General features: G+C 70.2%; 19 protein-coding genes. 13 read left to right on the forward strand and 6 right to left on the reverse strand.

Going from position 1 to position 24,600, the window contains the following annotated elements:
* The 5 genes from ACFVXE_RS17220 to ACFVXE_RS17240 all read left to right on the forward strand — a co-directional run.
* Window positions 1-228 (forward strand): transposase (locus ACFVXE_RS17220; RefSeq protein WP_389671960.1); only part of this gene is annotated, 228 nt, incomplete at its 5' end.
* Between the two features lie 349 nt (window positions 229-577).
* The gene (locus tag ACFVXE_RS17225) at window positions 578-781 is read left to right on the forward strand and encodes a helix-turn-helix transcriptional regulator (RefSeq protein ID WP_389671961.1); all 204 of its coding nucleotides are present in this window, start codon (window positions 578-580) and stop codon (window positions 779-781) included.
* Window positions 782-996: 215 nt separating this feature from the next.
* The gene (locus tag ACFVXE_RS17230; RefSeq protein ID WP_389671962.1) at window positions 997-2,547 is read left to right on the forward strand and encodes an FUSC family protein; all 1,551 of its coding nucleotides are present in this window, start codon (window positions 997-999) and stop codon (window positions 2,545-2,547) included.
* Window positions 2,548-3,152: 605 nt separating this feature from the next.
* Window positions 3,153-4,247, forward strand: coding sequence for an FUSC family protein (locus tag ACFVXE_RS17235; RefSeq protein ID WP_389671963.1), 1,095 nt, complete (start codon window positions 3,153-3,155; stop codon window positions 4,245-4,247).
* Between the two features lie 103 nt (window positions 4,248-4,350).
* On the forward strand, window positions 4,351-5,436 hold the full coding sequence (locus tag ACFVXE_RS17240) for a lactonase family protein (protein WP_389671964.1): 1,086 nt from the start codon (window positions 4,351-4,353) through the stop codon (window positions 5,434-5,436).
* 105 nt (window positions 5,437-5,541) lie between these two features.
* On the opposite strand, the gene ACFVXE_RS17245 is transcribed toward ACFVXE_RS17240, so the two are convergent.
* From ACFVXE_RS17245 to ACFVXE_RS17260, 4 genes are all read right to left on the reverse strand, one after another.
* A complete protein-coding gene (locus ACFVXE_RS17245) occupies window positions 5,542-6,465 on the reverse strand; it encodes a sirohydrochlorin chelatase (RefSeq protein WP_389671965.1) in 924 nt (307 codons plus the stop codon).
* Between the two features lie 120 nt (window positions 6,466-6,585).
* On the reverse strand, window positions 6,586-7,629 hold the full coding sequence (locus ACFVXE_RS17250) for an N-acetylglucosamine kinase (protein ID WP_389672039.1): 1,044 nt from the start codon (window positions 7,627-7,629) through the stop codon (window positions 6,586-6,588).
* Window positions 7,614-8,291 (reverse strand): uracil-DNA glycosylase, encoded by a 678-nt coding sequence (locus tag ACFVXE_RS17255; protein WP_389671966.1) that lies wholly within the window; start codon window positions 8,289-8,291, stop codon window positions 7,614-7,616. Before ACFVXE_RS17255 ends, ACFVXE_RS17250 begins: the two co-directional genes overlap by 16 nt.
* A 34-nt stretch (window positions 8,292-8,325) precedes the next feature.
* Window positions 8,326-9,414, reverse strand: coding sequence for a WD40/YVTN/BNR-like repeat-containing protein (locus tag ACFVXE_RS17260; protein ID WP_389671967.1), 1,089 nt, complete (start codon window positions 9,412-9,414; stop codon window positions 8,326-8,328).
* A 233-nt stretch (window positions 9,415-9,647) separates the two neighbouring features.
* Between ACFVXE_RS17260 and ACFVXE_RS17265 the strand changes: the two genes are divergently transcribed.
* A complete protein-coding gene (locus tag ACFVXE_RS17265; RefSeq protein WP_389671968.1) occupies window positions 9,648-10,400 on the forward strand; it encodes a cupin domain-containing protein in 753 nt (250 codons plus the stop codon).
* 50 nt (window positions 10,401-10,450) lie between these two features.
* Here the strand turns inward: ACFVXE_RS17265 and ACFVXE_RS17270 are convergent, their stop codons facing one another.
* Together ACFVXE_RS17270 and ACFVXE_RS17275 are read right to left on the reverse strand one after the other, a co-directional pair.
* The gene (locus ACFVXE_RS17270; protein ID WP_389671969.1) at window positions 10,451-13,165 is read right to left on the reverse strand and encodes a SpoIIE family protein phosphatase; all 2,715 of its coding nucleotides are present in this window, start codon (window positions 13,163-13,165) and stop codon (window positions 10,451-10,453) included.
* A gap of 325 nt (window positions 13,166-13,490) precedes the next feature.
* Window positions 13,491-14,549, reverse strand: a complete 1,059-nt coding sequence (locus ACFVXE_RS17275; RefSeq protein ID WP_389671970.1) for a LacI family DNA-binding transcriptional regulator — start codon at window positions 14,547-14,549, stop codon at window positions 13,491-13,493.
* A gap of 214 nt (window positions 14,550-14,763) precedes the next feature.
* On the opposite strand from ACFVXE_RS17275, the gene ACFVXE_RS17280 reads away from it, so the two are divergent.
* The 7 genes from ACFVXE_RS17280 (at window position 14,764) to ACFVXE_RS17310 (ending at window position 24,517) form a co-directional block, all read left to right on the forward strand.
* The gene (locus ACFVXE_RS17280) at window positions 14,764-16,011 is read left to right on the forward strand and encodes an extracellular solute-binding protein (RefSeq protein WP_389671971.1); all 1,248 of its coding nucleotides are present in this window, start codon (window positions 14,764-14,766) and stop codon (window positions 16,009-16,011) included.
* A 2-nt stretch (window positions 16,012-16,013) separates the two neighbouring features.
* Window positions 16,014-16,943 carry a carbohydrate ABC transporter permease gene (locus tag ACFVXE_RS17285; RefSeq protein WP_389671972.1) on the forward strand — a complete coding sequence of 310 codons (930 nt, stop codon included), beginning with the start codon at window positions 16,014-16,016 and terminating at the stop codon, window positions 16,941-16,943.
* Window positions 16,944-16,947: 4 nt separating this feature from the next.
* Window positions 16,948-17,841, forward strand: a complete 894-nt coding sequence (locus ACFVXE_RS17290; protein ID WP_389671973.1) for a carbohydrate ABC transporter permease — start codon at window positions 16,948-16,950, stop codon at window positions 17,839-17,841.
* Window positions 17,842-17,893: 52 nt separating this feature from the next.
* Entirely contained in the window at window positions 17,894-20,284 is a 2,391-nt protein-coding gene (locus ACFVXE_RS17295) for a glycoside hydrolase family 3 N-terminal domain-containing protein (protein WP_389671974.1), read from the forward strand.
* A gap of 177 nt (window positions 20,285-20,461) precedes the next feature.
* Window positions 20,462-21,562, forward strand: a complete 1,101-nt coding sequence (locus ACFVXE_RS17300; protein WP_389671975.1) for an endo-1,4-beta-xylanase — start codon at window positions 20,462-20,464, stop codon at window positions 21,560-21,562.
* A 38-nt stretch (window positions 21,563-21,600) separates the two neighbouring features.
* On the forward strand, window positions 21,601-22,869 hold the full coding sequence (locus tag ACFVXE_RS17305) for a glucarate dehydratase family protein (protein ID WP_389671976.1): 1,269 nt from the start codon (window positions 21,601-21,603) through the stop codon (window positions 22,867-22,869).
* A 112-nt stretch (window positions 22,870-22,981) separates the two neighbouring features.
* On the forward strand, window positions 22,982-24,517 hold the full coding sequence (locus ACFVXE_RS17310) for a sodium:solute symporter family protein (protein WP_389671977.1): 1,536 nt from the start codon (window positions 22,982-22,984) through the stop codon (window positions 24,515-24,517).
* Window positions 24,518-24,600 lie beyond the last annotated feature (83 nt).

Consider the following 24,600-nt stretch of genomic DNA (forward strand, 5'->3'; position numbering starts at 1 on the left):
ATCGTGCAGGTCGCTCTCGACCTGCTGGCCTGGATGCCGATGCTCGCCCTGACCGGCAAGGCCCGTCTCTGGGAGCCCCGCCGACTACGGCTCCGTCTGTTCACCGCGGCCGGACAGCTCGTGACCACCGGCCGTCGGCGAATCCTCCGCCTGGCCCGGCACTGGCCCTGGACCGGTCACATCACCGCAGCCCTCGACCGGCTCACTCAACTGCCCGACCCTGGCTGACCAGCGGATTCCCCGTCCCTACGACAGCACCTCAACACCCGGAGCAGTGGAACCCGGCGCCACCCCGAGGCGACACTCGGGCCCTCAGCCTGCACAGCCTCAGCCCACGGCACGAAAACGGTCCACCGACTCCGTCGGCGGACCGTCACGAAATTTCGAGGCTAGACCGCCGCGCGGACTCCTTTTACTTCACGGACACGTCGTGTCATAGGGGCGGAGGGTGCGTGCGGTGGGGTTGCCACCCTCCTGCTCGAATTCCTCGGCGACGCCAAAACGTATGTCGGTCGGATCATTCATCTGCCGGTGGCAGAGAACCGGTGGCAGAGAAGCTGTGAGGCACTGTGACGCGATGGCAGATTGGGTGGCTATGCCTGCGGAATTTATGGACGCCAAGACGACGGCGGAGTACCTGAACATATCGATCTCCTGGGTGTACCGCGACGCCCCCGCCCTCGGGCTCGTTCCATACAAGTTTGGGCGTGGCCGCAACGCCAAGATCCAGTTCAAGGTTTCCGAGGTAACGGCCTGGGTTCGGCAGCAGAAGCTGCAGTGATCAGGGGGAGGTTCTGAGGCGATGGCTGCCGTTCGCGCGTCGGCTTCGCGTGCGGAGTTGGTCCGTTGGCTCTGCTGTGACCGGGCAAGGTGAAGTGATACTGGGCCATTGGCTCAAAGGATTGGTCCTCAGTTGAACCATCAGCCCCCTTGATGCTGAGATGGGTCTGTCAATGGCGCTGCGGGTCCCCTCGGGATCTCTGCGGCGCCTTTCTCATGTCTGCGCTGGTCTATGTGCGAAAGGGGCGGGGCAACTTGCTGAAGAGCGCGTTCGTCGCACACGATCCGGGGCGAATCCGGCTGCGGTTCGCGTCCCGGGCTGTGCTCGGCATTGGGCTCGCCGTCGCGCTGTGCGGGGCGGCCGGGTACTCGCTGGCGGCGGCCATTGCTGGTGGCCTGGCCGCGCTGCTTGCGCTGTTCACGGTGACCGACCCGACGGTGCGTGGGCAGGCGATTACGACCGCGTTTCTCCCCGTCGTCGGTCTCCCGGTACTCACGCTCGCCGCCGTGCTGCACGATGTGCCCGTCGCGCGCGACCTGGCGTTCCTTGCCGTCGTGGGGGCGGGGGTGTACGCGCGGCGGTGGGGGCCTCGCGGGCACTCACTGGGCGTGTTCGGCTTTATGGCCTATTTCTCTGCCCAGTTCCTGCACACCGTGCCCGGCCGGCTGCCCGAGCTGTATGTGGCCGTGCTGCTGTCGCTCATTGCGTCGTCGGTGGTGCGGTTCGCGGTGTGGTGCTATGAGCGGCGGCTCGCGGCACCGGTAGCAGTCGCCCTCACTACCGGGGCGGCGGGGCTTGGGCGGATTACGACGCGGCAGGCCGTGCAAGCGACGTTTGGGGCGGGGTTCGCGCTCGCGGTGGGGCAGGTGCTCTCCGATCAGCGTTGGTACTGGGCGGTCGGCGCCACCTGGTGGGTGTTCGTGGCCACAACCTCGCGAGGCGAGACCGTCGTGCGCGGGTTCAGGCGATTCTTGGGGACGGTGCTCGGGATCGGGCTGGGCTTCGCCGTGGCTGTGCCGCTGCACCATGAGCCGGTCGTGGCCGCCGTGGTCGTGGCGATGAGCGTGTTCGGGATCTTCTACACCGCTGCTGTCTCCTACACCTGGATGATGCTGGCCGTGACCGTGATGGCGAGCATGCTGTACGGGCTGCTCGGCGTGCTAGACGCTGGTCTGCTCATACTGCGGGTGGCTGAGACGGCGGCCGGGGCGTTCGGCGCTGTATTGGCGGTGCTGTTCGTGCTGCCGGTAACCACGCACTCCGTGACCGAGGCGTGGGTGGAGCGGGCACTGCGGTGCGTGCAGACGTGCACGGCGGAGGCCGCCGCCCGGCTAGCCGGGAGCGAGGACGCTGCCCCAGCCCAGCGCATTGTCGAACTGGAGGCGATCCTCGGCCGGGTGCGCTTGTCGCTTGCGCCGCTGGTGCATCCGCTCAACCCGATGAAGGCGCGCAAGCGACGGGCGCGGCATGTGCTCGCGCTGCTCGATGACTGCGCACGCGAGGTGCGCGGCCTGGCCTCCGTTGCTGCCGACCCGGAGGCCTCGCACGACATCCGGCTCGCCGCAGCCTGCTGGCGGGTGGAGGCCGCCGTCGAGGCCCTCACTGACGCGCCGACCGTCGGAGGGCCCCTCCGACTCGGCAACGCGACGGCCACGGAGCCGACGGGCGCCGAACCAGTGCTCGCCCACCTCCATGCGCTGGAGCGGGCCCTGCTCGAACTTGCCGTGCCCCTGCGGAGGGCCAGCCAGATTCCGGCCGGCGCCTGAGCCTGCGCGCGCGATGAGGTTGTCGAGCATCACCCCGACCCAGCGCTCCTCCTCGGCCTCCGACACCCGGGTCAGGATCAGCATGATGGTGCGATCGCTCGCGCGGTACGGAGACCGGTCTGCTTCGCCGTGCCTGAAGACTTCGACCGCGCCGTACACGACGTTGTCGCACGCGCGAAACTCTTCGCCACCCGGCTCCTGCGCGGCAGTGCAGCGCGTGGATCAGATACCCGTGTCGAACAGCTTCGAGGCCCTGCCGATGGAGGACGGCATGAGATGGCGGTAGCTGCGATAGGTCACCTCGATGGACTTGTGGCCCATCCACTCCGCAACATCCGTGATCGGACATGGCCAGGCAATTGGAAGCGAAGAAGTGGCGCAGGCTGTACATGGTGTAGCCCGCAGTTATGCCAGCGGCACGCAAAACCTTTTGCCATTTGTGGTGGAACGCATTTCCGCTGTAGTACGGGCTGTCGCCGACATTGGCCATTCCGTAGACCGCAGCCCGACATCATCTCCATGACAAGGAGCAGGTCTTCGTCGTGTGCGTGGTGCCGGATGAGGTTGAGCTCCTCCAGCGTCGGGATCACGATGTCCTTGCGCTGATGGTCCGGTGGCATAGCGTCCATGAACGGGTCCAGCGTCAGGGCGCCGGCGCCTGGTGCTACGAGCGCCGTTTGCCCGCGACGGCCGTCCCCGTACTTCGCGGTGGCCGCGGTCTGGCCCGCGCGACGACGCGTCAGGCGGTCCAGGCGACGGCTGCCGGCGCCTTCGCGCTCGGTGTCGGCCAGCTGCTGTCCGCGGACCGCTGGTACTGGGCCGTCGGAACCGTCTGGTGGGTCTTCGTGAACACCGCCTCGCGCGGCGAGACGCTGGTCCGCGGCTTCCGCCGGATTCTCGGCACCGTGGCGCGGGCATCGCCGTCGGGCTGCTGGTCGCCGTGCCGCTGCACGGTGGCACGGCCCTCACCGCGGCCCCTCGTCGCCGTCTGCGTCTTCGGGATCTTCTATACCGCCGCCGTCTCGTACAGCTGGATGGTGTTCTTCGTGACCGTGATGGCCGGCCTGCTGTACGGGCTGCTCGGCGTCCTGAATCCGCAACTGCTCGTGCTGCGCCTCACGGAGACCGGGACGGGAGCTTTCGGCGCCGCGCTCGCCGTCGTCCTCGTGCTGCCTGTCACCCTCCACGCGACCACCGATGCCTGGATCCAGCGGGCGCTGCGCTGCGTGCACACCTGCACCGCCGAGGCCACCGCCCGCCTCGCGGGCTCCCCGGACGCCGACCCCGGCCCGCGCGTCGCCGAACTGGAAGCACTGCTCGGCCGGGTCAGGCTCTCGCTCGCCCCGCTGGTACACCCGCTCAACCCGCTACGGGCCCGCAAGGCGCGCGCCCGTCAGGTCCTCGGCCTGCTCGACCTGTGCGCCCGCGAGGTGCGGGGCCTCGCCACCGTCGCCGCCGACCCGGACGCCTCGCACGATGCCCGGCTCAGGGCCGCCTGCCGCCGCGTCGAATTCGCCGTACTGGCTCTCGCGCAGCAGGCACCGGGCGGTACGGAGCCGCTCGCCGCTCCCGCGCACACCCCGGACCACCACCCCGGCGCCGAGGCCGCGCTGGCGCATGTGCACGCCCTGGAGCGGGCCCTGGCGGAACTCGCCGCACCTCTGCGGACCTCGCCGCGCGCCCCGCTCGTCACCGCCTGACCAGCGGCCCGGGGGCAGGTGTGCGGCCGGCCGTCCTGGTCCAGACCACACCGGGCCCACTGCTACCGTCGCCCCGGGAAGGATCAGGACGGCCCGAACCGTCATGATCAGTCGGCGGAGAGGGGCAGCAGCGGTGAGCAGCAACCAGGCCGGGCGGGCATTCATAGGGTCGTTCACATCGGCGGGCGGGCAGGGTGTCACCGTCGCCGCGGTGGACCGGGAGACCGGGAAGCTGACCGTCATCGGCTCGACGGAGGCCGTGCCCGACCCCTCCTTCCTCGTCCTCGGTCCCGGCGCGGACGCCCTCTACGCGGTCAGTGAGGTCGCGGACGGGGCGGCCGCCGCATTCGACGTCACCGGTGATCTGCCGCAGCCGCTCGGCGGCACCCGGGCGGTGGGCGGCAGCAGCCCCACCCACCTGGCACTCGCCGACGGGTATCTGATCACCGCCAACTACGGCTCCGGCAGCGTCACCGCCCTCCCCGTGCGGGCCGATGGATCGCTGGGAGCAGCCACCTCCGTACTCCGGCACGAGGGCAGTGGACCGCACACCGCCCGTCAGCACGCCCCGCACGCCCATCAGGTGCTTCCCGACCCGTCGGGGAGCTGGGTGCTGAGCGTGGACCTCGGCACCGATTCCGTACGGATCTGCGCCCTCGACGCGAGCACCGGCACACTGCGGCTCCACGGCGAGACCGCGCTGCGGCCGGGAACCGGACCGCGCCACCTGGCGTTCCACCCGTCGGGCACCCACGCGTACGTCCTGAACGAACTCGAACCGACCGTCACCGTCTGCCGCTGGGACGCGGTGGCCGGCGTCCTGGAACCGGTCGGCGAGACGCTGGTCGTGCCCGAGGAGGTGGCTGCCGACCTGACGGCCGCCGTCTACCCGTCGGAAGTGGTCGTCTCGCGCGACGGAAGGTTCCTCTGGGCCGCCAGCCGGGGGCACGACAGCATCGCCGTCATCGCCCTCGACGGAACGGGCGAGAAGGCGTCCCTGGTCACGACGGTGAGCTGCGGTGGCCACTGGCCGCGCGATCTCACCCTCGACCCCACCGGGCGGTGGCTGTACGCGGCCAACGAGCGGTCCGGGAACGTCAGCTGGTTCGCCGTCGACCCCACGACCGGCATACCCCGCCACGAGGGCTCCCTGGACGTTCCTGCCGTCTCCTGCGTGATCTTCGGCTGACGCGCCGTCCCGCCGGGCCGCCGACGGCCGGGCGCACCGAAGACAGCGGGGCCCGTACCGGATCGTCCGACCGGTACGGGCCCCGCGCTGTTCCGTGCCGCCGGGTCAGTGGGCCTGGGCCCCCTGCGGCGCGGCGGGGGCGATGCCCAGCGAGGTCATGTACATCGACAGCACGAGCTTGCCGATCGCCGGGTACGCGCCGAGCGGCTCGGCCGCTGCGCAGCCCGCCTCCTTCACCGCGGCGTCCAGCAGCCCCTCGGTCACCTCGGGCCCCACCAGGTACGGCGCCACGGCCAGCTGCACCGAACCGGAGCCCTTCAGCTGATCGGCGATCGATGCGACCGAACCCTCGACATCGAGGGCGGCGGCCATCACCGGCACGGCGAGCCGGGCAGCCAGCAGCATGCCGGTGATCCCGGCGGCCTGTACCGCTTCCTCGCCGCCCACGGTGGCGAGCACGATGCCGTCCGCGGCGGTGGCCACGGTGAAGAGCCTGGCGCGGTCGGCGCGGGCCAGACCGGCCTCGGAGAGACGTACGTGCAGGGCCTCGGCGAGCAGCGGGTGCGGACCCAGCACATCGGTCAGCTCGGCCGGTGCACGGCTGTCCATGACCGCCTGGCGTATCCGCCGGATCAGGGCGCTGTCGGGCCCCGCGAGCAGCGGGACCACGACCGCGGCCGGGCCGTCGGGCGCCACGGCCTCGCGGCCGGCGGCCAATGCCTGCTCGAAGCGCGCGATGCGTTCGGCGGCGCAGTCCGCGAGTACGGAGGCCAGTGCCGGGTACTCGTCACCGTCACCGTCGACGTAACCGATCCGGGCATGGAGGCCGGGCAGCTCGGAACGGGCAATGCTGATCACCTCTTCGGCCAGGCTGCGCGTGGCCGAGGAAGGGGTACCGGGAACGGCAAGAACGAGCGCGGCAGCGCCCTCGGGCGCGACCACGGGCTCCGGGCGGCGGTGCCGTCCGGACTGGCGAGGTCTCGGCATTCGTACAGGCAGGCCGGAAGCGGGCCCAGTGGGGGTGCTCATGGCGCCGCATGCTACTGGTTTTGGGTACCCCACTGTTCAGGGAGGGCCCAGTCGGGCGTTATCTGTCCGCTTTTATCCGATGAATTGGCTTACTGGTCAACTGCCCCGCTCTGTCTGCCTCTACGGTCGCCCCTGGCCCGGCCGGTACGCGGGTACGCACAGCAGTGTCGGGTGGAGCGGCAGTCGCAGATCACCGGTGGCCAGCGCCTCGGCGATACGCAGCGAACCGGTCAGCGGATCACCCGAACCGGGGACCGTCCGGGCCTGCGGCAGTTGCCGGGCCAGCTCTTGGCGCAGCGGTACGAGGAGCGGATCGCCCATCCGGAACAAGCCACCCGTCAGGGCCACTTCGCACGGTTCGTCGTCCGTCCCCGGCGACGGGCACACCGCCGAGGCCGCCTCCGCGATATGTCCGGCGGCGTCCCGCAGAATGCCCGCGGCAACCGGATCGTCACCGGCGCACGCGGCGACCTCGGGCGCGAACGACGCCAGCAGCGCGGGACGGTCGGTGCGCGGGTAGAGCAGTCCGGGCAGGTCGGCCGGCGGACCGAACACCGCCTGCAGCCGGGCCAGCAGCGCGGCGGACCCGCCGCGCCGTCCGTCATGGGCGCGCATCGCCGCATCGAGGCCGGCCCGGCCGATCCAGGCGCCGCCGCCGCTGTCGCCCAGCAGGTGGCCCCAGCCGTCGGCCCGGCGCCAGCTCGTCAGATCCGTCCCCATCGCGATCATGCCGGTGCCGCCGGCGACGACCGCTCCCGGCCGCTGCCCGACCGCTCCCGCGTACGCGGTCACCGCATCCGCGGCCAGCGCCAGCAGCCGTACCCCCAGTGCCCTCTCCAGGGCCGCGGGCAGTTCCGCGCGCAGCTGTCCTCCGAGCGTCGCCATTCCGGCGGCGCCGATCGCCACGGCGGCAAGGGTGGCGCCGTCCGCCGCGCCCTCCCGCTCCCCGGCCTGCGCCAGCAAGTCGTCGACGGCGGGAAGCAGCTGCTCAAGGAGGTGCCCGGCGTCGATCCCGGCCGGACCGGTACGCACCGGCTCGGGGCAGACCGCCGTGGCCGTCGGCTTCTCGGCGCCGACGGCGCCGAGCGCCACCCGCAGCCCGGAACCTCCGGAGTCCACGCCGAGGACGTACCGTCCCGCGGCGGCCGTCACGGCAGCTGCCAGTCGACGGGCTGGGCTCCCTGGCGGGCCAGCAGTTCATTGGTCCGGCTGAAGGGGCGCGAGCCGAAGAAGCCGCGGTCCGCGGACATGGGGGAGGGGTGCGAGGATTCGATCGCCGGGAGCTCGCCCAGCAGCGGCCGCAGATTGCGGGCGTCGCGCCCCCACAGGACGGAGACCAGCGGTGTTCCCCGCGCCACCAGTGCGCGGATCGCCTGCTCGGTCACTTCCTCCCAGCCCTTGCCGCGATGCGCCGCGGGCCGGCGGGGAGCCGTGGTCAGCGCCCTGTTGAGCAGCAGCACTCCCTGCCGGGTCCAGGGCGTCAGGTCCCCGTTGGACGGCCGGGGCAGTCCCAGGTCCGTGTGCAGCTCCCGGTAGATGTTCTCCAGGCTGCCCGGCAGCGGGCGGACCTCGGGTGCGACCGCGAAACTCAGCCCCACCGCATGCCCTGGCGTGGGATAAGGGTCCTGACCGACGATCAGGACCCGTACCTCGTCGAACGGCTGCTGGAACGCCCGCAGCACATTCTGCCCCGCGGGCAGGTACGTGCGCCCCGCGGCGATCTCCGCGCGGAGGAAGTCGCCCATCGCGGCGACGCGTTCGGCCACGGGTTCCAGGGCCTGGGCCCATCCCGACTCGATGATCTCTTTCAATGGTCTTGCTGCCACGGGCCGCACTCTACTGCTGATACGACCGGTGAGATCAACTGCCGACGACCGCCGCCCGTACGCAGAGCACGTCCGGCAGGTGCGAGGCCAGCTGCTGCCAGCTGTCCCCGTCGTCCCCGCTCGCGTACACCTCGCCGTTGCGATTACCGAAGTAGACCCCGGCCGGATCCGCGTCGTCCGTACAGAGCGCGTCGCGCAGCACCGTGCCGTAATGCGTCTCCTCGGGGAGTCCGGCGGTCAGTGGTTCCCAGGTGCGGCCCGCGTCGCCGGTGCGGAACACCCGGCAGCGGTGCCCGGCCGGCACGCGGTCGGCATCCGCGTTGATCGGGAAGACGTACGCCGTGCCGGTCCGGTGCGGGTGCGTGGCCGCGGCGAAGCCGAAGTCCGAGGGCAGTCCCTCACCGATGTCCGTCCAGTTGTCCCCGGAGTCGTCGCTGTGGAAGACGCCCCAGTGGTTCTGCAGATAGAGCTGGTCGGGATCGACCGCGTCCCGGGCCACCTTGTGGACGCACTGGCCGAACTCCGGGTCCGGGTCCGGCAGGAAGACCGCCGACACCCCCTTGTTCGACGGGGCCCAGCTCGCACCGCCGTCCTTGCTGCGGAACACCCCGGCCGTGGAGACCGCGACGGTGATCGCCTGTGCGTCCCTCGGGTCGGTCAGGACCGTGTGCAGCCCCTCGCCGCCACCGCCCGGAACCCACTTCGAACGGGTGGGATGCTCCCACAGGGGGCGGACCAGCTCGAACGACTCCCCGCGGTCGTCCGAACGGAACAGCGCGGCAGGCTCCGTCCCCGCGTACACGACGTCGGGCGCCTCGGCCCCGGCCGGATGCAGCTGCCAGACCCGCTCCAGCGACGCATCGGTGAACTGCGGGAACTTCACGGCCGGTTGCTTCGGCTCGACCCACGTCCTGCCCAGGTCGTCGGAGTGGAAGACCGAGGGGCCCCAGTGCGCGCTGTCCCCGCCGGCCAGCAGCCGGGGGACGGGCCCGCGGGTGTCGATCGCGACCGAATAGATCGCCTGCGCGTTGAAATGCGGACCGCCGAACTCCCACGTACCGCCACGTCTGCGGCCGATGAAGAGTCCCTTGCGGGTTCCCACGGTGAGCAGTACGTCGGTCATCGCTGATACCTCCCGAAACGCCCTTGTCGCGGATGTGGGCCAGTCTGCACCAGGCCACTGACAGTGGCGCGCAGAGTCGGCGTCAGTGCAGGTCGGACGGCGACGGCAGACGACGGGACGGGTTCCGGGGCAGGGCCCCGATTCCCTTCGGGCCGCCTTGACCGCTGTCCGAAGGGGGCCGTAGCGTGCGTGGAAAGCGCTTGCGCGACCATCCATCCGGACGAGGAGCACCCGTGCCGGACCCACGCGTGCCGGGCCCCGGAGTTGCCGCGGCGACCTTCGACGGGCTGCCCGGTGCCGTCGCCGTGTCCCACCTCCGGGTCTACGAGTGGCCCGCCGAGGACGGGCTGCGCGGCGGCACACCCCACCTCCATCTCGCCTGTTCCGAGGGGTATGCGGTGGTCGGAGGGACCGGCTCGGTGCAGACCCTCACCACCTCCGGTTTCCGGCAGACGCCCCTGGTGGCCGGTTCGCTGGTCCGGTTCACCCCGGGGACGATCCACCGACTCGTCAACGACGACGCGCTCCGCATCGTGGTCCTCATGCAGAACAGCGGACTGCCGGAGGCCGGCGACGCCGTACTCACGCTGCCGCCGCGCTTCCTGGCGGACGCCGATCTCTATCGGGCGAGGGCCGCCCTCCCCGTCGACGTCCCCGAGCCGGAGCTGGAGGACGCCGCCCGCGCCCGCCGTGATCTCGCCGTCGAGGGTTTCCTCGCGCTGCGCCATGCCACGGAAGCCGGTGATCCCGAGCCGCTCGCCGCCTTCCAGCGGGCGGCCGTCGCACTCGTACGCCGTCGGACCCGGGAGTGGCGCAGGCGCTGGGAGAAGGGCGCAGCCGCGGCGTCCGCGGCAACCGGTGAACAGCTGGAACTCCTGGCGAAAGGAGACGGTGGCCATCTCGCCGAGGCCCGGGTGTACACCGAACAGCCTTCGGCGTACGGAAAGTTCGGGATGTGCGGCCGTCTCGACGTCTACAACGGCTGAGCGTTTGCGACCGCGGGCGGGTCCGGGACCGTGTCCCGGTCGTCCCGCACTCAGAGCCTCAGGGCGTCGTAGGGCCACTCGATTGCCGGCGCCCCGTTTCGGCCGGGCGTCTGTTCGGACCAGATGACCTTGCCCTCGGCGGTGTAGCGGGTGCCCCAGCGGTCGGCGAACTGGGAGACGAGGTACAGCCCGCGGCCGCCCTCGTCCGTCGTCGACGCATAGCGCAGATGGGGTGCGGTGCTGCCGGCGTCGGACACCTCGCAGATCAGAGTGCGGTCGTGCAGCATCCGGACCCGGATGGGGGCGCCGCCGTAGCGGATCGCGTTGGTGACCAGCTCGCTGAGGATCAGTTCGGTGGCGAAGGTCTCCTCCTCCAGCCCCCTGTCGAGGAGCCACTGGGAGACGTCCTTGCGGACCCCGGCGACGGCCGACGGGTCGGACTCGACGTCCCACTCCCCGACACGGGAGGGGGCGAGGATGCGTGTGGTGGCCACCAGGACGGCGGCGTCGTCACCCGGAGGGGCCGGCAGGAGAGCCGTGATCAGGTCGTCGCAGGTCTCCTCCGATGTCCGGTGCCGCCCGGCCAGTGTCTCGCGCATCATGCGGAGTCCGGTGTCGAAGTCCCGCTCGCGCGAGTGGACGAGACCGTCGGTGTAGAGCACCAGGCGGCTGCCCTCCGGCAGCGGCAACTCCACCGCTTCGAACGGCAGACCGCCGATGCCCAGCGGCAGGCCGGCGGGGACGGCGGGGAAGCGCACCGAGCCGTCGGGCAGCACCAGGGCGGGCCCGGGGTGGCCGGCCCGGGCGGCGGTGCAGGTGCCGTCCACCGGGTCGTAGACGGCGTACAGGCAGGTGGCTCCCGTGATCCCGGCAGGCCCGCCGTCGGTGTTCTCCTCCTGGGCGATGCGCGCCACCAGTTCGTCGATGCGAGCGAGGAGTTCGTCGGCCGGCAGATCCAGCGTGGAGAAATTGTGGACCGCGGTGCGCAGCCGGCCCATCGTCGCGGCCGCGTGCAGACCGTGCCCGACGACGTCACCGACGACCAGTGCGACGCGGGCGCCGGACAACGGAATGACATCGAACCAGTCTCCGCCCACTCCCGCCTGCGCCGGCAGATAGCGGTGAGCGACGTCGAGAGCGTCCTGCTCGGGCAGGCCGCGGGGGAGCAGGCTGCGCTGCAGCGCCACCGCCATCTCGTGCTCGCGGGTGTAACGCCGGGCGTTGTCGACACAGACAGCCGCCCGGGCCACGAGCTCCTCGGCGAAGGTCAGATCGTCCTCGTCGAAGGGGGCCCGATCGTCCGAGCGCCAGAAGTTCGCCATGCCCAGGACCACACCGCGGGCGTGCAGCGGAACGGAGATCAGCGAGTGCACGCCGTAGGCGAGGATCCGCTCCGCCCGTACCGGGTCGGTAGCGCGCCAGCCAGGCTCGGCGGACAGGTCCGGTACGAGCATGGTGTGTCCGTTGATCAGGCCCAGGGCCCCGGGGCTGGTGGGCACGAACCCGACGACCCCTCCGACCGGGTAGAAGGGGGGCTCGCCGCGCACGCCTGCCGCAGCGGTGCGCCGCATGTCCAGCACGGTGCCGAGCGGCACCGACGGTTCCTCGCCGCGCAGCACGGGCTGGGCGAGGTCGACCGAGGAGAAGTCGGCGAAACGGGGGACCACCACGTTCGCCAGCTCCTCCGCGGTCCGCGTCACATCGAGGGTCGAACCGATACGCGCGCCGGCCGCGTGCAGCAGCATCATCCGCTCCCGTACCTTCGTGGCCCGGCCGGCCAGGGCGGCGAGTTCCGTCGTGTCCCGCAGGGTCGCGACCGTTCCGGCGGGTCCGCCGTGCGCGTCGATGGGCCGCAGATTGACGGCCAGCAGCCGGTCGTCGGCCATGCTCACCTCGTCGGAGGCGATGCGGCCGGAGGTGAGCAGATCCGCGAGGGGGCCAGGCAGACCGACGTCTGCCAGCGGCCGCCCCTCGGCCCCGGCGGGCAGGCTCAGCAGCCGCCGGGCCTCGTCGTTGGCCAACAGCAGCCGCCCGTCGCCGTCGATGATGAGCACGCCTTCGCGTACGGAGTGCAGGACCGCGGCGTGGTGCTCGTACAGTCGCGTCATCTCGGCGGGGCCGAGGCCGTGCGTCTGCCGCCGCAGACGCCGGCTGATCAGCGCCGCGCCCCCGGAGGTCAGGGCGAACGCGGTCACCGCGGCGCCGATCAGCAACGGCAGGTTGCGGTCGGCCAGTTTGTTCACGTTCGTGACCGTGATGCCCACCGACACCAGGCCGGCGGTGGAGCCGTCGGCCCTCGGTACGGGCAGCACCGAGTTCACGGCGGGCCCCCGGCTCCCGGTGAAGGTCCGGGTGAAGCCCTTCCCGAGGACCGCCTGCTTGTACGGGCCGAGGATGTGCTTCCCGATCAGCGCGGGATCGGGATGGGTGTAACGGACACCGCTCGTGTTGGACACGACGACGTAGTCGACATGGGTGGCCTTCCGGACGTCCTCCGCCAGAGGCTGCAGCACTGCGGTGGGATTCCGGCTGTCCAGCGCCTGCACGATGCCCGGTGAGTGGGCGAACGCATCGGCGACCGCGTACGAACGGCTGCGGGCCTCCATGACGGCGGCGCGCCGGCCCTGCACCACGAGTGAGACCACCGCCGCGACGACGAGCAGCACCACGAGCGCCAGCTCCAGCAGCAGCACCTGCCCGGCCACGGAGCGTACGCCGAACAGGGTGCGGGACCGTCCAGGGTTCGATGGCCGGAGCCTTGCCATAGATCTGCCAAAGCCGCCCATAGGTCCTTTTTATCAGCAATGTCAGACAAAAAATCGAATGAGATATGAGCTGGTACGGATCACGGATCTGGTTCCCGGGACGGAGCCGTCACCGCGTCCCTCCGGCGGGCGACGGACCCGATGTCCCCCGTGCGCACCGGCGACCGACGACGGTGAGCGCGCCGCGACCGCGGGCCGGTCGGCGGTCGCCCCGCCGGCCCCGTCCGGGAGGCCGGCTGTGCCGTCGGCGGCCGGCTGCCCGCCCCGGACGGGCGGTCACCCGGCCGCGGCCGCTCCGGGGGCCGGTCGCAGGCCGGAAGGGAGGTCAGCGGCAGGGGCCGGCGGTGCTGCTGCGCACCACCAGGTTGGTCGCTAGATCGACCCGGGTGGTCGCGGGTTCCTGGCCCCGGCTGAGATCGAGGACCAGCCGGGCCGCCGTCTCGGCCATCTCGATGAGCGGCTGTCGCACCGTGGTGAGCGGCGGCCCGATCCATCGGGTGAGCGGCAGATCGTCGAAGCCGACGACACTGAGATCCTCCGGGATGCGCAGGCCCAGTTCGCGGGCGGCCTCGTAGACGCCGAGTGCCTGTAGGTCGTTGCCGGCGAAGATGGCGGTGGGCGGCTCGGGCAGCCGCAGGAGCTCCAGCCCCGCGGTGTAGCCGTCCTCGTGCGAGAACTCGCCCTCCCGGACCAGATCGGCATCGATGGGCAGACCCGCGGTCTCCATCGCGGCCCGGTAGCCGTCGACACGGGCGCGGCTGCACATCATGCGGGACGGTCCGCTGATGACACCGATCCGCCGGTGCCCCAGACCGGTCAGATGACGGGTGGCGGCCAGTCCCCCCTGCCAGTTCGTCGTCCCGACCGACGGCACGTCGTCACCCGGGTCACCTGCCGGGTCGACCACCGTGAACGGAATGTTGCGACTGGTGAGCTGGGCGCGCTGGGCCGCGGTCAGGTCCGAGAGCACCAGGATGACGCCGACCGGACGGCGGGCCAGCACGCCGTCCACCCAGGTCTGGCCAGGGCTCAGCCGGCCTGCGCTCTCCGAGAGCACCAGGCTCAGCCCCTCCTCCCGGGCGACGTTCTCGACGCCCCGGACGACCTCCATGGCCCAGCCGCTGTCGAGCTCGTGGAAGACCAGATCGATCAGCTGCGACTGCGCCGTCGAACCCCGCCTGCGGCGGTAGCCGTGGAGCAGCAGCAACTCCTCCACCTTGGTGCGCGTACCGGGGGCGACATCGGCTCGGCCGTTCAGCACTTTCGAAACTGTCGGAGCCGAGACTCCGGCCGCGCGAGCGATCTCCGCCAACGTGGCGGTGCTCTGCGACGGCACGTCGGCAGACGCCTTCTCCTGTGGGGACTGGACCTTTGCAGGGCTCATGCAGGGAATCGTAGCTTCAAGTCCGCTGGATCGGGGAAGGGGGCAGGGTTCGGAAAATCCTTCCCGCACCCTCTTGACGAGGCCGAAACACGACCGTACGGTTCCGGCAACATTCGAAAACGATGCCGAAACATTCGACAGAGGTGCGGTCATGCGGTCGGGCATTTTTACTCAGGGCACACGTACAGCCAGATGGACCGCGGCAGGCGCTGCCATGGTCATGGCCGGTCTGCTGGCCGGCTGCGGGTCCGACGGGGGCAGCGGCAGCGACGGCGGAACCATCACGGCATATGTCTACGGTGATGACGCGGTCAAGGTCCAGCAAGCTGCGGTAACGGAGTTCAACAAGACCTCCAAGGTCAAGGTCAAGCTGGTCTCCGTCCCCGGTACCGACTACGTGAACAAGCTCCGCAGCGCGATGGGCTCGCCGAGCGCCCCGGACGTCTTCTTCAACTGGGGCGGCGGTTCGATCAAGCCCTACGTCGACGCCAAGCAGCTGGTCGACCTCACGTCGACGGTCAACAGCACCCCTGAGCTCAAGGACGGATTCCTCCCGTCGATCATGACGGCGGGCGGTCTCGACGGAAAGATCTACGGGGTGCCCATGCGCGGCATGCAGCCCGTGATGCTCTTCTACAACAAGACCCTCTTCGCCGAGAACAAGCTGGAGGCCCCCAAGACCTGGGAGGACCTTCAGAAGGCCATCACCACCTTCAAGGCCAAGGGCATCACGCCCTTCGCGCTCGGCGGTGCCGACAAGTGGCCCGAGCTGATGTGGATGGAGTACCTGCTCGACCGGGTCGGCGGCCCCGAGGTCTTCAAGAAGATCCAGAACGGCGACAGCTCCGGCTGGGGCGACCCGGCGGTGCTCAAGGCGGCCCAGACCGTCAAGGAGCTCATCGACCAGGGCGCGTTCGGCAAGAACTTCAACTCCGTCGACTACGGCAACGGCGGTGCGCCCACGCTCCTCAACAAGGGCAAGGCCGCCATGCACCTCATGGGTTCGTGGGAGTACTCGACCCAGCTGGGCAAGGCCCCGGATTTCGCCAAGAAGGACCTTGGCTGGACCGCCTTCCCGACCGTGGCCGGCGGCGTCGGTGACGCGGCGGACGTGGTGGGCAACCCCACCAACTACTGGTCCATCAACGCGCGTACCAAGCACAAGGACGCTGCGATCGCCTTCCTGAAGACGATGGCCTCGCAGAAGTACGCCAAGGCCCTGGTCGACAACGGGGACATCCCCACCACCTCCAACGCGGCCACGATGCTCAGCACGTCGCCCAACCCGCAGTTCGCCAAGGACCAGTACACCCTGGTCCAGAAGGCGCCCAGCTTCACGCTCTCGTGGGACCAGGCACTGGAGTCCCAGTACGCCACCCCGCTGCTCACCGAGATCAGCAAGCTGTTCGCCGGCAAGTCCACCCCCGAGCAGTTCGTCGCAGCAATGAAGGCCGTAAAGTAAGAATGTCAGTACACACTCCGCATCTGAAGACGCGCGGAGGCAGGAAGACGGCCGTCGGAGACGTCGGCCGTCCACCCGTCAGCTGGGCCCTGCCCGGCCTCCTCTTCTTCGCCGTCTTCGCGATCGTCCCGCTGGCGATCGCCGTCTATCTCTCCTTCTGCCACTGGGACGGGCTCAACTCCCCGACCGTGACCGGCCTGGACAACTGGACCCGGCTCTTCAAGGACCCGGAATTCCGCCAGGCCGCCTGGCTGAGCCTGCTGCTGACCGCCATCAGCTGGGCCTTCCAGACCCCCGTGGCGCTGCTGCTCGGCGTCTGGGCGGCAGGCCGTCAGCGCAACAGGGCCGTGCTCTCCGCGATCTTCTTCATCCCGCTGTTGCTCTCCACCACCGCCATCGCGATGCTCTTCCACGCCCTGCTGGACCCGAACTTCGGCGTGATCAAGGAGATCGGTCCCTGGTTCGGTATCGACCCGAACGTCATGGGGTCGTCGACCGGCGCCCTGCTCACCGTGGCGTTCGTCGGCGGCTGGCAGTTCATGCCGTTCCACACCCTGATCTACCAGGGCGGTGCCCGGCAGGTCCCCGAGGTGCTCTACCAGGCCGCCGAGATGGACGGCGCCGGCATGTTCCGGCAGTTCTTCCACATCACGCTGCCGCAGCTGCGCCACACCATCACGACCTCGTCGGTCCTGATGATCGTCGGCTCGCTGACGTACTTCGACACCGTGCTGATCATGACCAAGGGCGGCCCCGGCACGGACACCACGGTTCTTCCGTACCTGATGTACCGGACCGGCTTCCAGACCTACGACCTCGGCTACGCCGCCGCGATCGCCACGGCCCTCGTCGTGGTGGCCACCGCCCTGTCACTGATCCTGGTCCGCTTCAGCGGCTTCGGGGACATGCGGTCAACCCGGGAAGGTATGTGACGAGATGTCAATCGACACCCGCCCCGCGGCGCCCACCGTGTCGCCCGTGCTCCGGAACCCTGCGACGGCATCCCGCCGCCGCAAGCGATGGGGCAACCCACTGGCCGGTCTGGGCTCCCTGATCTGGCTCGTCCTCGTGGTCGTACCGCTCTACACGCTGATCTCCTCGTCGTTGATGCATCAGGACGAGGCGCTCAACGGCGACCCGCTGGCCTTCCCGACCCACCCGACGCTCGACAACTACAACACCGTGCTGCACAGCGGCTTCGGCACGATGCTCGGCAACACGGCGATCGTCGCCGCGTCCACCGTCGCCATCGTGCTGGTGCTCGCGGTGCCCGTCGCCTATGTGGCGGTGCGCACCCGCAGCCGGCTCTCCTCGCTCGCCTTCAGGACCTTCCTGCTCGGCGTGGCGATCCCGGCGCAGGCGGTGATCGTGCCGCTGTACCTGCTCATCGGCAAGATGGGGCTCTACGACACCCTGCCCGCGATCATCCTGCCGACCGCCGCCTTCGCGATGCCGGTGGCGGTGCTGGTGCTCAGCGGCACCATGCGTGATGTCTCCGAGGAGATGTACGAGGCGATGTCGCTCGACGGAGCCTCGCCGCTGCGGATGCTCTGGCAGCTCGCCGTCCCCATGTCCAAGGCCGGCATCAGCACCGTGGCGATCTACACGGCGCTCCAGGCATGGAACGGCTTCCTCTTCCCGCTGATCCTGACGCAGTCGGAGGAGAACCGGGTACTGACCCTCGGCCTCTTCAACTTCATGACTCAGTTCGGAGTCAACATCCCGGCCGTCCTGGCCGCGATCGTCCTCTCCGTCGTACCGATCTTCGCCGTGTACCTCGTTGCACGGAAGGCACTGATCAACGGACTGATGGGGGTGGGCGGCAAGTAGTTCACCCACGCCGCCCCGCGCCACCGCACTCATGAGAGGAACTCCTGCCCCCATGGCAATCCACCCTGTCCCGCACGCACTCCGAGCCGGTCCGGTCCCCGCCGTCGACGGCCCATGGCGCGACCCGTCCCTCACCCCGGAGGTGCGGGTGGCCGACCTCGTCGCCCGGATGACCCTGGAGGAGAAGGCCGCGCAGCTGTACGGAGTCTGGGTGGGCGCCGACGCCGATGGCGACGGGGTCGCACCGCACCAGAACGACATGGTCGACCCGGTCGACTGGGACGAGCTCACCACCCGCGGACTCGGCCAGCTGACCCGGCCGTTCGGTACCGCCCCCGTCGACCCGGGTGTCGGAGCGGTCTCGCTGGCCCGCGCCCAGACCCGGATCGTCGAGGCCGGCCGGTTCGGCATTCCGGCACTCGCACACGAGGAGTGCCTGGCGGGCTTCACCGCATGGGGCGCCACCGCCTACCCCGTGCCGCTGTCCTGGGGAGCAGCCTGGAACCCGGATCTGGTGACCGAGATGGCTCACCGGATCGGCCGCGACATGCGGTCGGTCGGCGTCCACCAGGGACTGGCGCCCGTCCTCGACGTGGTGCGCGACCTGCGCTGGGGCCGTGTCGAGGAGACCATTGGTGAGGACCCCTACCTCGTGGGCACCATCGCCACCGCGTACGTCCGTGGCCTGGAGTCCGCCGGAATCGTCGCCACCCTCAAGCACTTCGCCGGGTACGCCGCGTCGGCGGGGGCCCGTAACCTCGCACCGGTCAGGGCCGGCGCGCGGGAGATGGCGGACGTGACCCTCCCGCCGTTCGAGATGGCGGTACGGGAAGGGGGTGCCCGTTCGGTCATGCACTCGTACGCCGAGATCGACGGTGTGCCCGCGGCCGCCGACCCCACCCTGCTCACCGAACTGCTCCGGGACACCTGGGGCTTCACCGGCACCGTCGTCGCCGACTACTTCGGCATCGGCTTCCTGGAGACCCTGCACAAGGTCGCCGCCGACCGTGCCGACGCCGCCCGCCTTGCGCTGGCGGCCGGGGTCGACGTGGAACTGCCGACCGTCCGCAGTTACGGCGACGTGCTCGTCGGCGCGGTCCGCGACGGCATCGTGGCCGAGGAGCTGGTCGACAGGGCGCTGCACCGGGTGCTGCTGCAGAAGTGCGAACTCGGACTCCTCGACCCCGAGTGGTCGCCGCTGCCGGCCGTGCTCACCGGGACGGATCCCGACCAGGCACGTGCCACGGTGAACCTCGACCCGCCGGAGAACCGGGCACTCGCCCGGCAGCTGGCGGAGCAGGCCGTCGTGCTGCTCGCCAACTCCGACGGGGCACTGCCCCTCGGCGGCGCCGGCCGGATCGCCGTCGTCGGGCCGCGCGCCGACGACGCGCTGGCGATGCTCGGCTGCTACTCCTTCCCCAGTCACGTCGGCGTCTCGCACCCCGAGGTGCCGATGGGGGTCGACATCCCGACCGTCCTCGAATCGCTGCGCGCGGAGTTCCCGGACGCGGACATCAGCTCCGCGGCCGGCTGCGACGTGGACGGCACGGACACCTCCGGCATCGCGGCGGCGGCCGAGATCGCAGGCCACGCCGATGTGTGCGTCGCCGTGCTCGGCGACCGGGCCGGACTGTTCGGGCGCGGCACATCCGGTGAGGGCTGCGACGCCGCGGACCTCTCCCTGCCCGGTGTCCAGGGCGAGCTGCTCGACGCACTGCTGGCCACCGGAACTCCGGTGGTCCTGGTGCTGCTGACGGGCCGTCCGTACGCGCTGGGCCGCTGGGCTAACCGGACGGCCGCCACCGTGCAGGCGTTCTTCCCCGGCGAGGAGGGCGGTCCGGCACTGGCCGGTGTGCTCTCCGGCCGGGTGAACCCCTCCGGCCGGCTCCCGATCGGTGTGCCGCAGGGCCCCGGCGGCCAGCCATGGACGTATCTGCAGCCGCCGCTGGGACTTGCGAACGGGGTCAGCAACCTGGACCCGACGCCGCTCCACCCGTTCGGACACGGTCTGTCGTACACCTCCTTCGCGTGGGAGTCCGGAGACCCGGTCCCGGCCGAACTCCCCACCGACGGCTCCGTCGACATCGAACTCACCGTCCGCAACACCGGCGACCGCGCCGGCGCCGAGGTGGTGCAGCTGTACGTGCACGACCCGGTCGCCCAGACCACCCGCCCCGACGTACGGCTGATCGGGTACGCCCGGGTGGAGCTCGCCGCAGGAGAGGCCAGGCGGGTCCGGTTCGGCTTCCACGCCGACCTGGTGTCGTTCACCGGCATCGGCGGCCGCCGGATCGTCGAGCCCGGCGATCTGGAGCTGCGGCTCGCGGCATCCAGCGCGCCCGCGGACATCCGGCAGACCGTACGGCTCCGGCTCACCGGACCCGAGCGCAGGGTCGATCACCGGCGCAGGCTCGTCTGCGACACGACGGTCGAACCGGCCTGACCCTGCCCGAGGAACGGGAGCGGTCCCACCCGGCCCTGATCGCTCCCGTTCCCCGGCCCCCTGTACCTGAACGTCGTCTCCGCTCCTGAATCTCTCTGTTCCGAAGCTCGGCCTCCCCGGCACATGTGCGGGGAGGGTTCCGAAACTTTCGATTCCGCCAACTGAGAAGGATCTGTCATGCGCAAGGCAACTCAGGCCACCGTGATCGGCACCGCCGCCGCGGCCCTCCTGGTCTCCACGTTCACTCTCTCCGCCAACGCCTCGCCCGAGCACAACGGCCACCACGCCAAGCCGAAGAGCGAGTTCGCCGCCAACAGCCTCGCCGGTCTCGGCGAGCGCGCCGGCGTGCGGATCGGTACGGCGGTCGACATGGCGGCACTCGCCGCCGACGCGCCCTACCGGGCCAAGGCCGCAGGCGAGTTCTCCTCCGTCACCCCGGAGAACGTCATGAAGTGGGAGGTCGTCGAGCCGCAGCGCGGCACGTACGACTGGGCCGCCGCGGACGACCTCGTCGACTTCGCCAAGGACAACGGACAGCTGGTCCGCGGGCACACCCTGGTCTGGCACAACCAGCTGCCCTCCTGGCTCACCGGCGGTGACTTCACGGCCGCTCAGCTGCGGGAGATCCTGCACAAGCACATCACCGACGAGGTCACCCACTTCAAGGGAAAGATCTGGCAGTGGGACGTCGTCAACGAGGCGTTCAACGACGACGGCACGATGCGGGACAGCATCTGGCTGCAGAAGCTCGGCCCCGGTTACATCGCCGACGCCTTCCGCTGGGCCCACGAGGCCGACCCCAAGGCCAAGCTCTTCATCAACGACTACAACATCGAGGGCGTCAACGCGAAGAGCACCGCGCTCTACAACCTCGTCACCCAGCTTCGCAAGGAGCACGTGCCGGTCCACGGTGTGGGTATCCAGGGCCACTTGGACGTCCAGTACAACGCCCCGCACGACATCGCCGACAACATGAAGCGCTTCGACGACCTCGGTCTGGAGACCGCGATCACCGAGGCCGACGTCCGCATCCCGATGCCGGTCGACAGCACCAAGCTGGAGGCGCAGGCCGAGGCCTACGACGTGCTGCTGCGCGGCTGCCTGCTCACCGAGCACTGCACCGACTTCACGGTGTGGGGCTTCACCGACAAGTACTCCTGGGTTCCCACCACCTTCACCGGTGAGGGCGCTGCGAACATCCTCGACGAGAACTACAAGGTCAAGTCCGCCTACAAGGCCATGAGCCAGGACCTCGCGCTCGCCGCGGGCCGGAACTGAACCGTACCCATGGCAACCGGCACGGAGGCGGTACCGGAATGACGAACAGCCTCCGGATCCACGCTGTGAGGATCACCCCGGTCGCCTTCCGTGACCCGGCGCTGCTCAACGCGGTGGGTGTGCACGAACCGTACGCACTGCGCGCGATCGTCGAGGTCGACACCGGTGAAGGACTCGTCGGCCTCGGCGAGTCCTACGCGGACGAGGGGCATCTGCGACGGCTGCGGGCGGCCGCGGACGCGATCACCGGTATGGACGTGTACGCGCTCGGTGCCATGCACCGCAGAGTGGCCGAAGTCCTGGCCGGTGACAGCGGAACCGGCGGCTCGGGGCTGACGGGGATGATCACCACCAGCAGCGCCGTGGACCGGGTGTTCTCCCCGTTCGAGGTGGCCTGCCTCGACCTGCAGGGCAAGGCGGCGGGCCGGCCGGTGAGCGACCTGCTCGGGGGCGCGGTACGGGACTCCGTACCGTTCAGTGCCTACCTCTTCTACAAGTGGGCGGCGCATCCCGGGCAGGAGCCGGACGGCTGGGGCACGGCACTGGATCCGGAGTCGATCGTCGCGCAGGCCCGCCGCATGATCTCCGAGTACGGCTTCACCGCGATCAAGCTCAAGGGCGGCGTCCGGTCGCCCGCGGAGGAGATCGATGCGGTGCTGGCCCTGCGTGACGCCTTCCCCGGCGTTCCGCTGCGGCTCGACCCCAACGCGGCTTGGAGCGTCGGGACCTCGATCGAGGTGGCCCGACGGCTGGAGGGTGTCCTCGAGTACCTGGAGGACCCGACCCCGGAGCTGGACGGCATGGCGCAGGTCGCCAGGGAGACGCCGATCCCCCTGGCCACCAATATGTGCGTCGTCGCCTTCGAGCACCTGGCTCCCGCTGTCGAGCAGGGCTCGGTACAGGTGGTGCTCTCCGATCACCACTACTGGGGCGGTCTGCACCGTTCCAGGCTGCTGTCGGGGATCTGCGACAACTTCTCCATGGGGCTGTCCATGCACTCCAACTCGCACCTGGGCATCAGTCTGGCCGCGATGACCCATCTGGCGGCCGCGACGCCCAACCTCACCTACGCCTGTGACACCCACTGGCCGTGGAAGACCGAGGAGGTCGTGGAGCCGGGTGCGCTCACCTTCGCCGACGGTGCCGTGCGCGTTCCGCGGGGTCCGGGGCTCGGGGTCGAACTCGACCGCGACGCCCTCGCCCGCCTGCACGAGCAGTACCTCACGTGCGGACTGCGCAACAGGGACGACACCGGTTACATGCAGCGGATCGATCCGTCCTACGTGAAGAAGACGCCCCGCTGGTGATGTGTGGCGGCCGGCAGCCTCCCGCTGTCGTCCGCCACACGCCCCGGAGCCGTCCCCGGCCCCGGTCCCCCTCTGCGCAGTAAGGCAATTCAAGGCACATCAAGGAGCTTTCATGGCTTGGCTCGACTGGGTCGCCCTCGGCGGCTACTTCCTGGTGATGCTTCTCATCGGTCTCTGGTCGCACGGACGCGTCGGCGATGTGAGCGACTACTTCACCGGTGGCGGCCGGATGCCCTGGTGGCTCTCCGGCATCTCCCACCACATGTCCGGGTACAGCGCCGCGGTGTTCGTCGCCTACGCGGCCATCGCGTACAGCTACGGCATCACCGTCTACGTCTGGGCGTTCCTGCCGCTCGCCCTGGGCACCGCCGTGGGCGCCTGGCTGTTCGCCCCGCGCTGGAACCGGCTGAGGCAGCGTTACGCGGTCGCCTCACCGCTCGAATACCTCGCCAAGCGTTACAACGTGCCGACCCAGCAGGCGCTCGCCTGGAGCGGGGCCCTGCTCAAGGTGTTCGACGTGGCCGCCAAATGGGCTTCGGTCGCCGTACTCCTCAACGTGTTCACCGGCATGACGATGACGGCCGGCATTCTGATCACCGGCGTCGTCACCCTGCTGTACTGCACCGTCGGCGGGCTGTGGGCCGACGCGCTCACGGACTTCGGCCAGTTCGTCATCCAGGGCGTCGCGGCGCTCGCCATGGTCTGGGTGGTCCTGGACCGCCTCGGCGACGGAATCTCCGGCCTCGGCACTCTCTGGCACAGGCTCCCCGAGGGACACGGCCACCCGCTGGTCGGCTCCTACACCGCCACCTTCCTCGGGGCGTACGCCGTCGTGAAGCTCTTCGAGTACAACGGCGGCATGTGGAACCTGGCCCAGCGTTACATGGCCACGGACACCCCGAAGGCCGCCCGCCGTTCGGCCGGGCTCTCCGCCGCCCTGTACGTGGTGTGGCCGGCAGTGCTGCTGTTCCCGCCCGTCGCCGCGGCCGTCCTGCTGCCGGACATCGCCGACCCGCAGAAGGTCTATGCGCTGATGGCGGAGTCGTACCTGCCCGCGGGGCTGGTCGGGCTGACGCTCGCCGGCATGTTCTCGCACACCATGGCCATGGCCTCGTCGGACGCCAACGCGGTCTCCGCGGTCGTCACCCGGGACATCATCCCGGCGGTGGTGCGCCGCGCCAAGGACCTGCCGCCGGCGACCGGACTGCTCATCGCCCGGGTGTGCACCGTCTCCTTCATCACCATCAGCATGGTCGTCGCCATCGAGGCGGATCACTTCGGCGGTGTGCTGGGCATCATCGTCGGTCTGGTCGCGGCCGTGATGGGTCCGATCTCCATACCGATGCTGCTGGGGCTGCTGCCCGCCTTCCGGAAGTGCGGCCCCCGCGCCGCCCTGTCCTCCTGGGCGCTCGGACTGCTGGGCTACGTCCTGGTGAAGTTCGTGCTCGACAGCACGGACCAGACCGTTGTGATCGTGACGCCGCTGGTGACCTCACTGGTGGTGTACGTCGCGGTCGGCCTGCTGGGTCCGGAGCCCGACGCGACGGCCGACGCGATCGTCGCCGCTGTGTCGCCCTCGCCCGACGGTGACGACCTGGTGGGCGCCGCACTGCCGCAGCCCGCCTCCGTGTCCGTAACCACTGACTGACGCGGGCTCGCCCCGCGTCCGAACCAACCCGTCCTCGCCAATTCGCCAAGGTTCACACCCTCCGATTTGTCATGAGTGTAAAC

The organism is Streptomyces sp. NPDC058231, from assembly GCF_042882275.1.
In the GTDB taxonomy this organism is placed as follows: Bacteria; Actinomycetota; Actinomycetes; order Streptomycetales; family Streptomycetaceae; genus Streptomyces.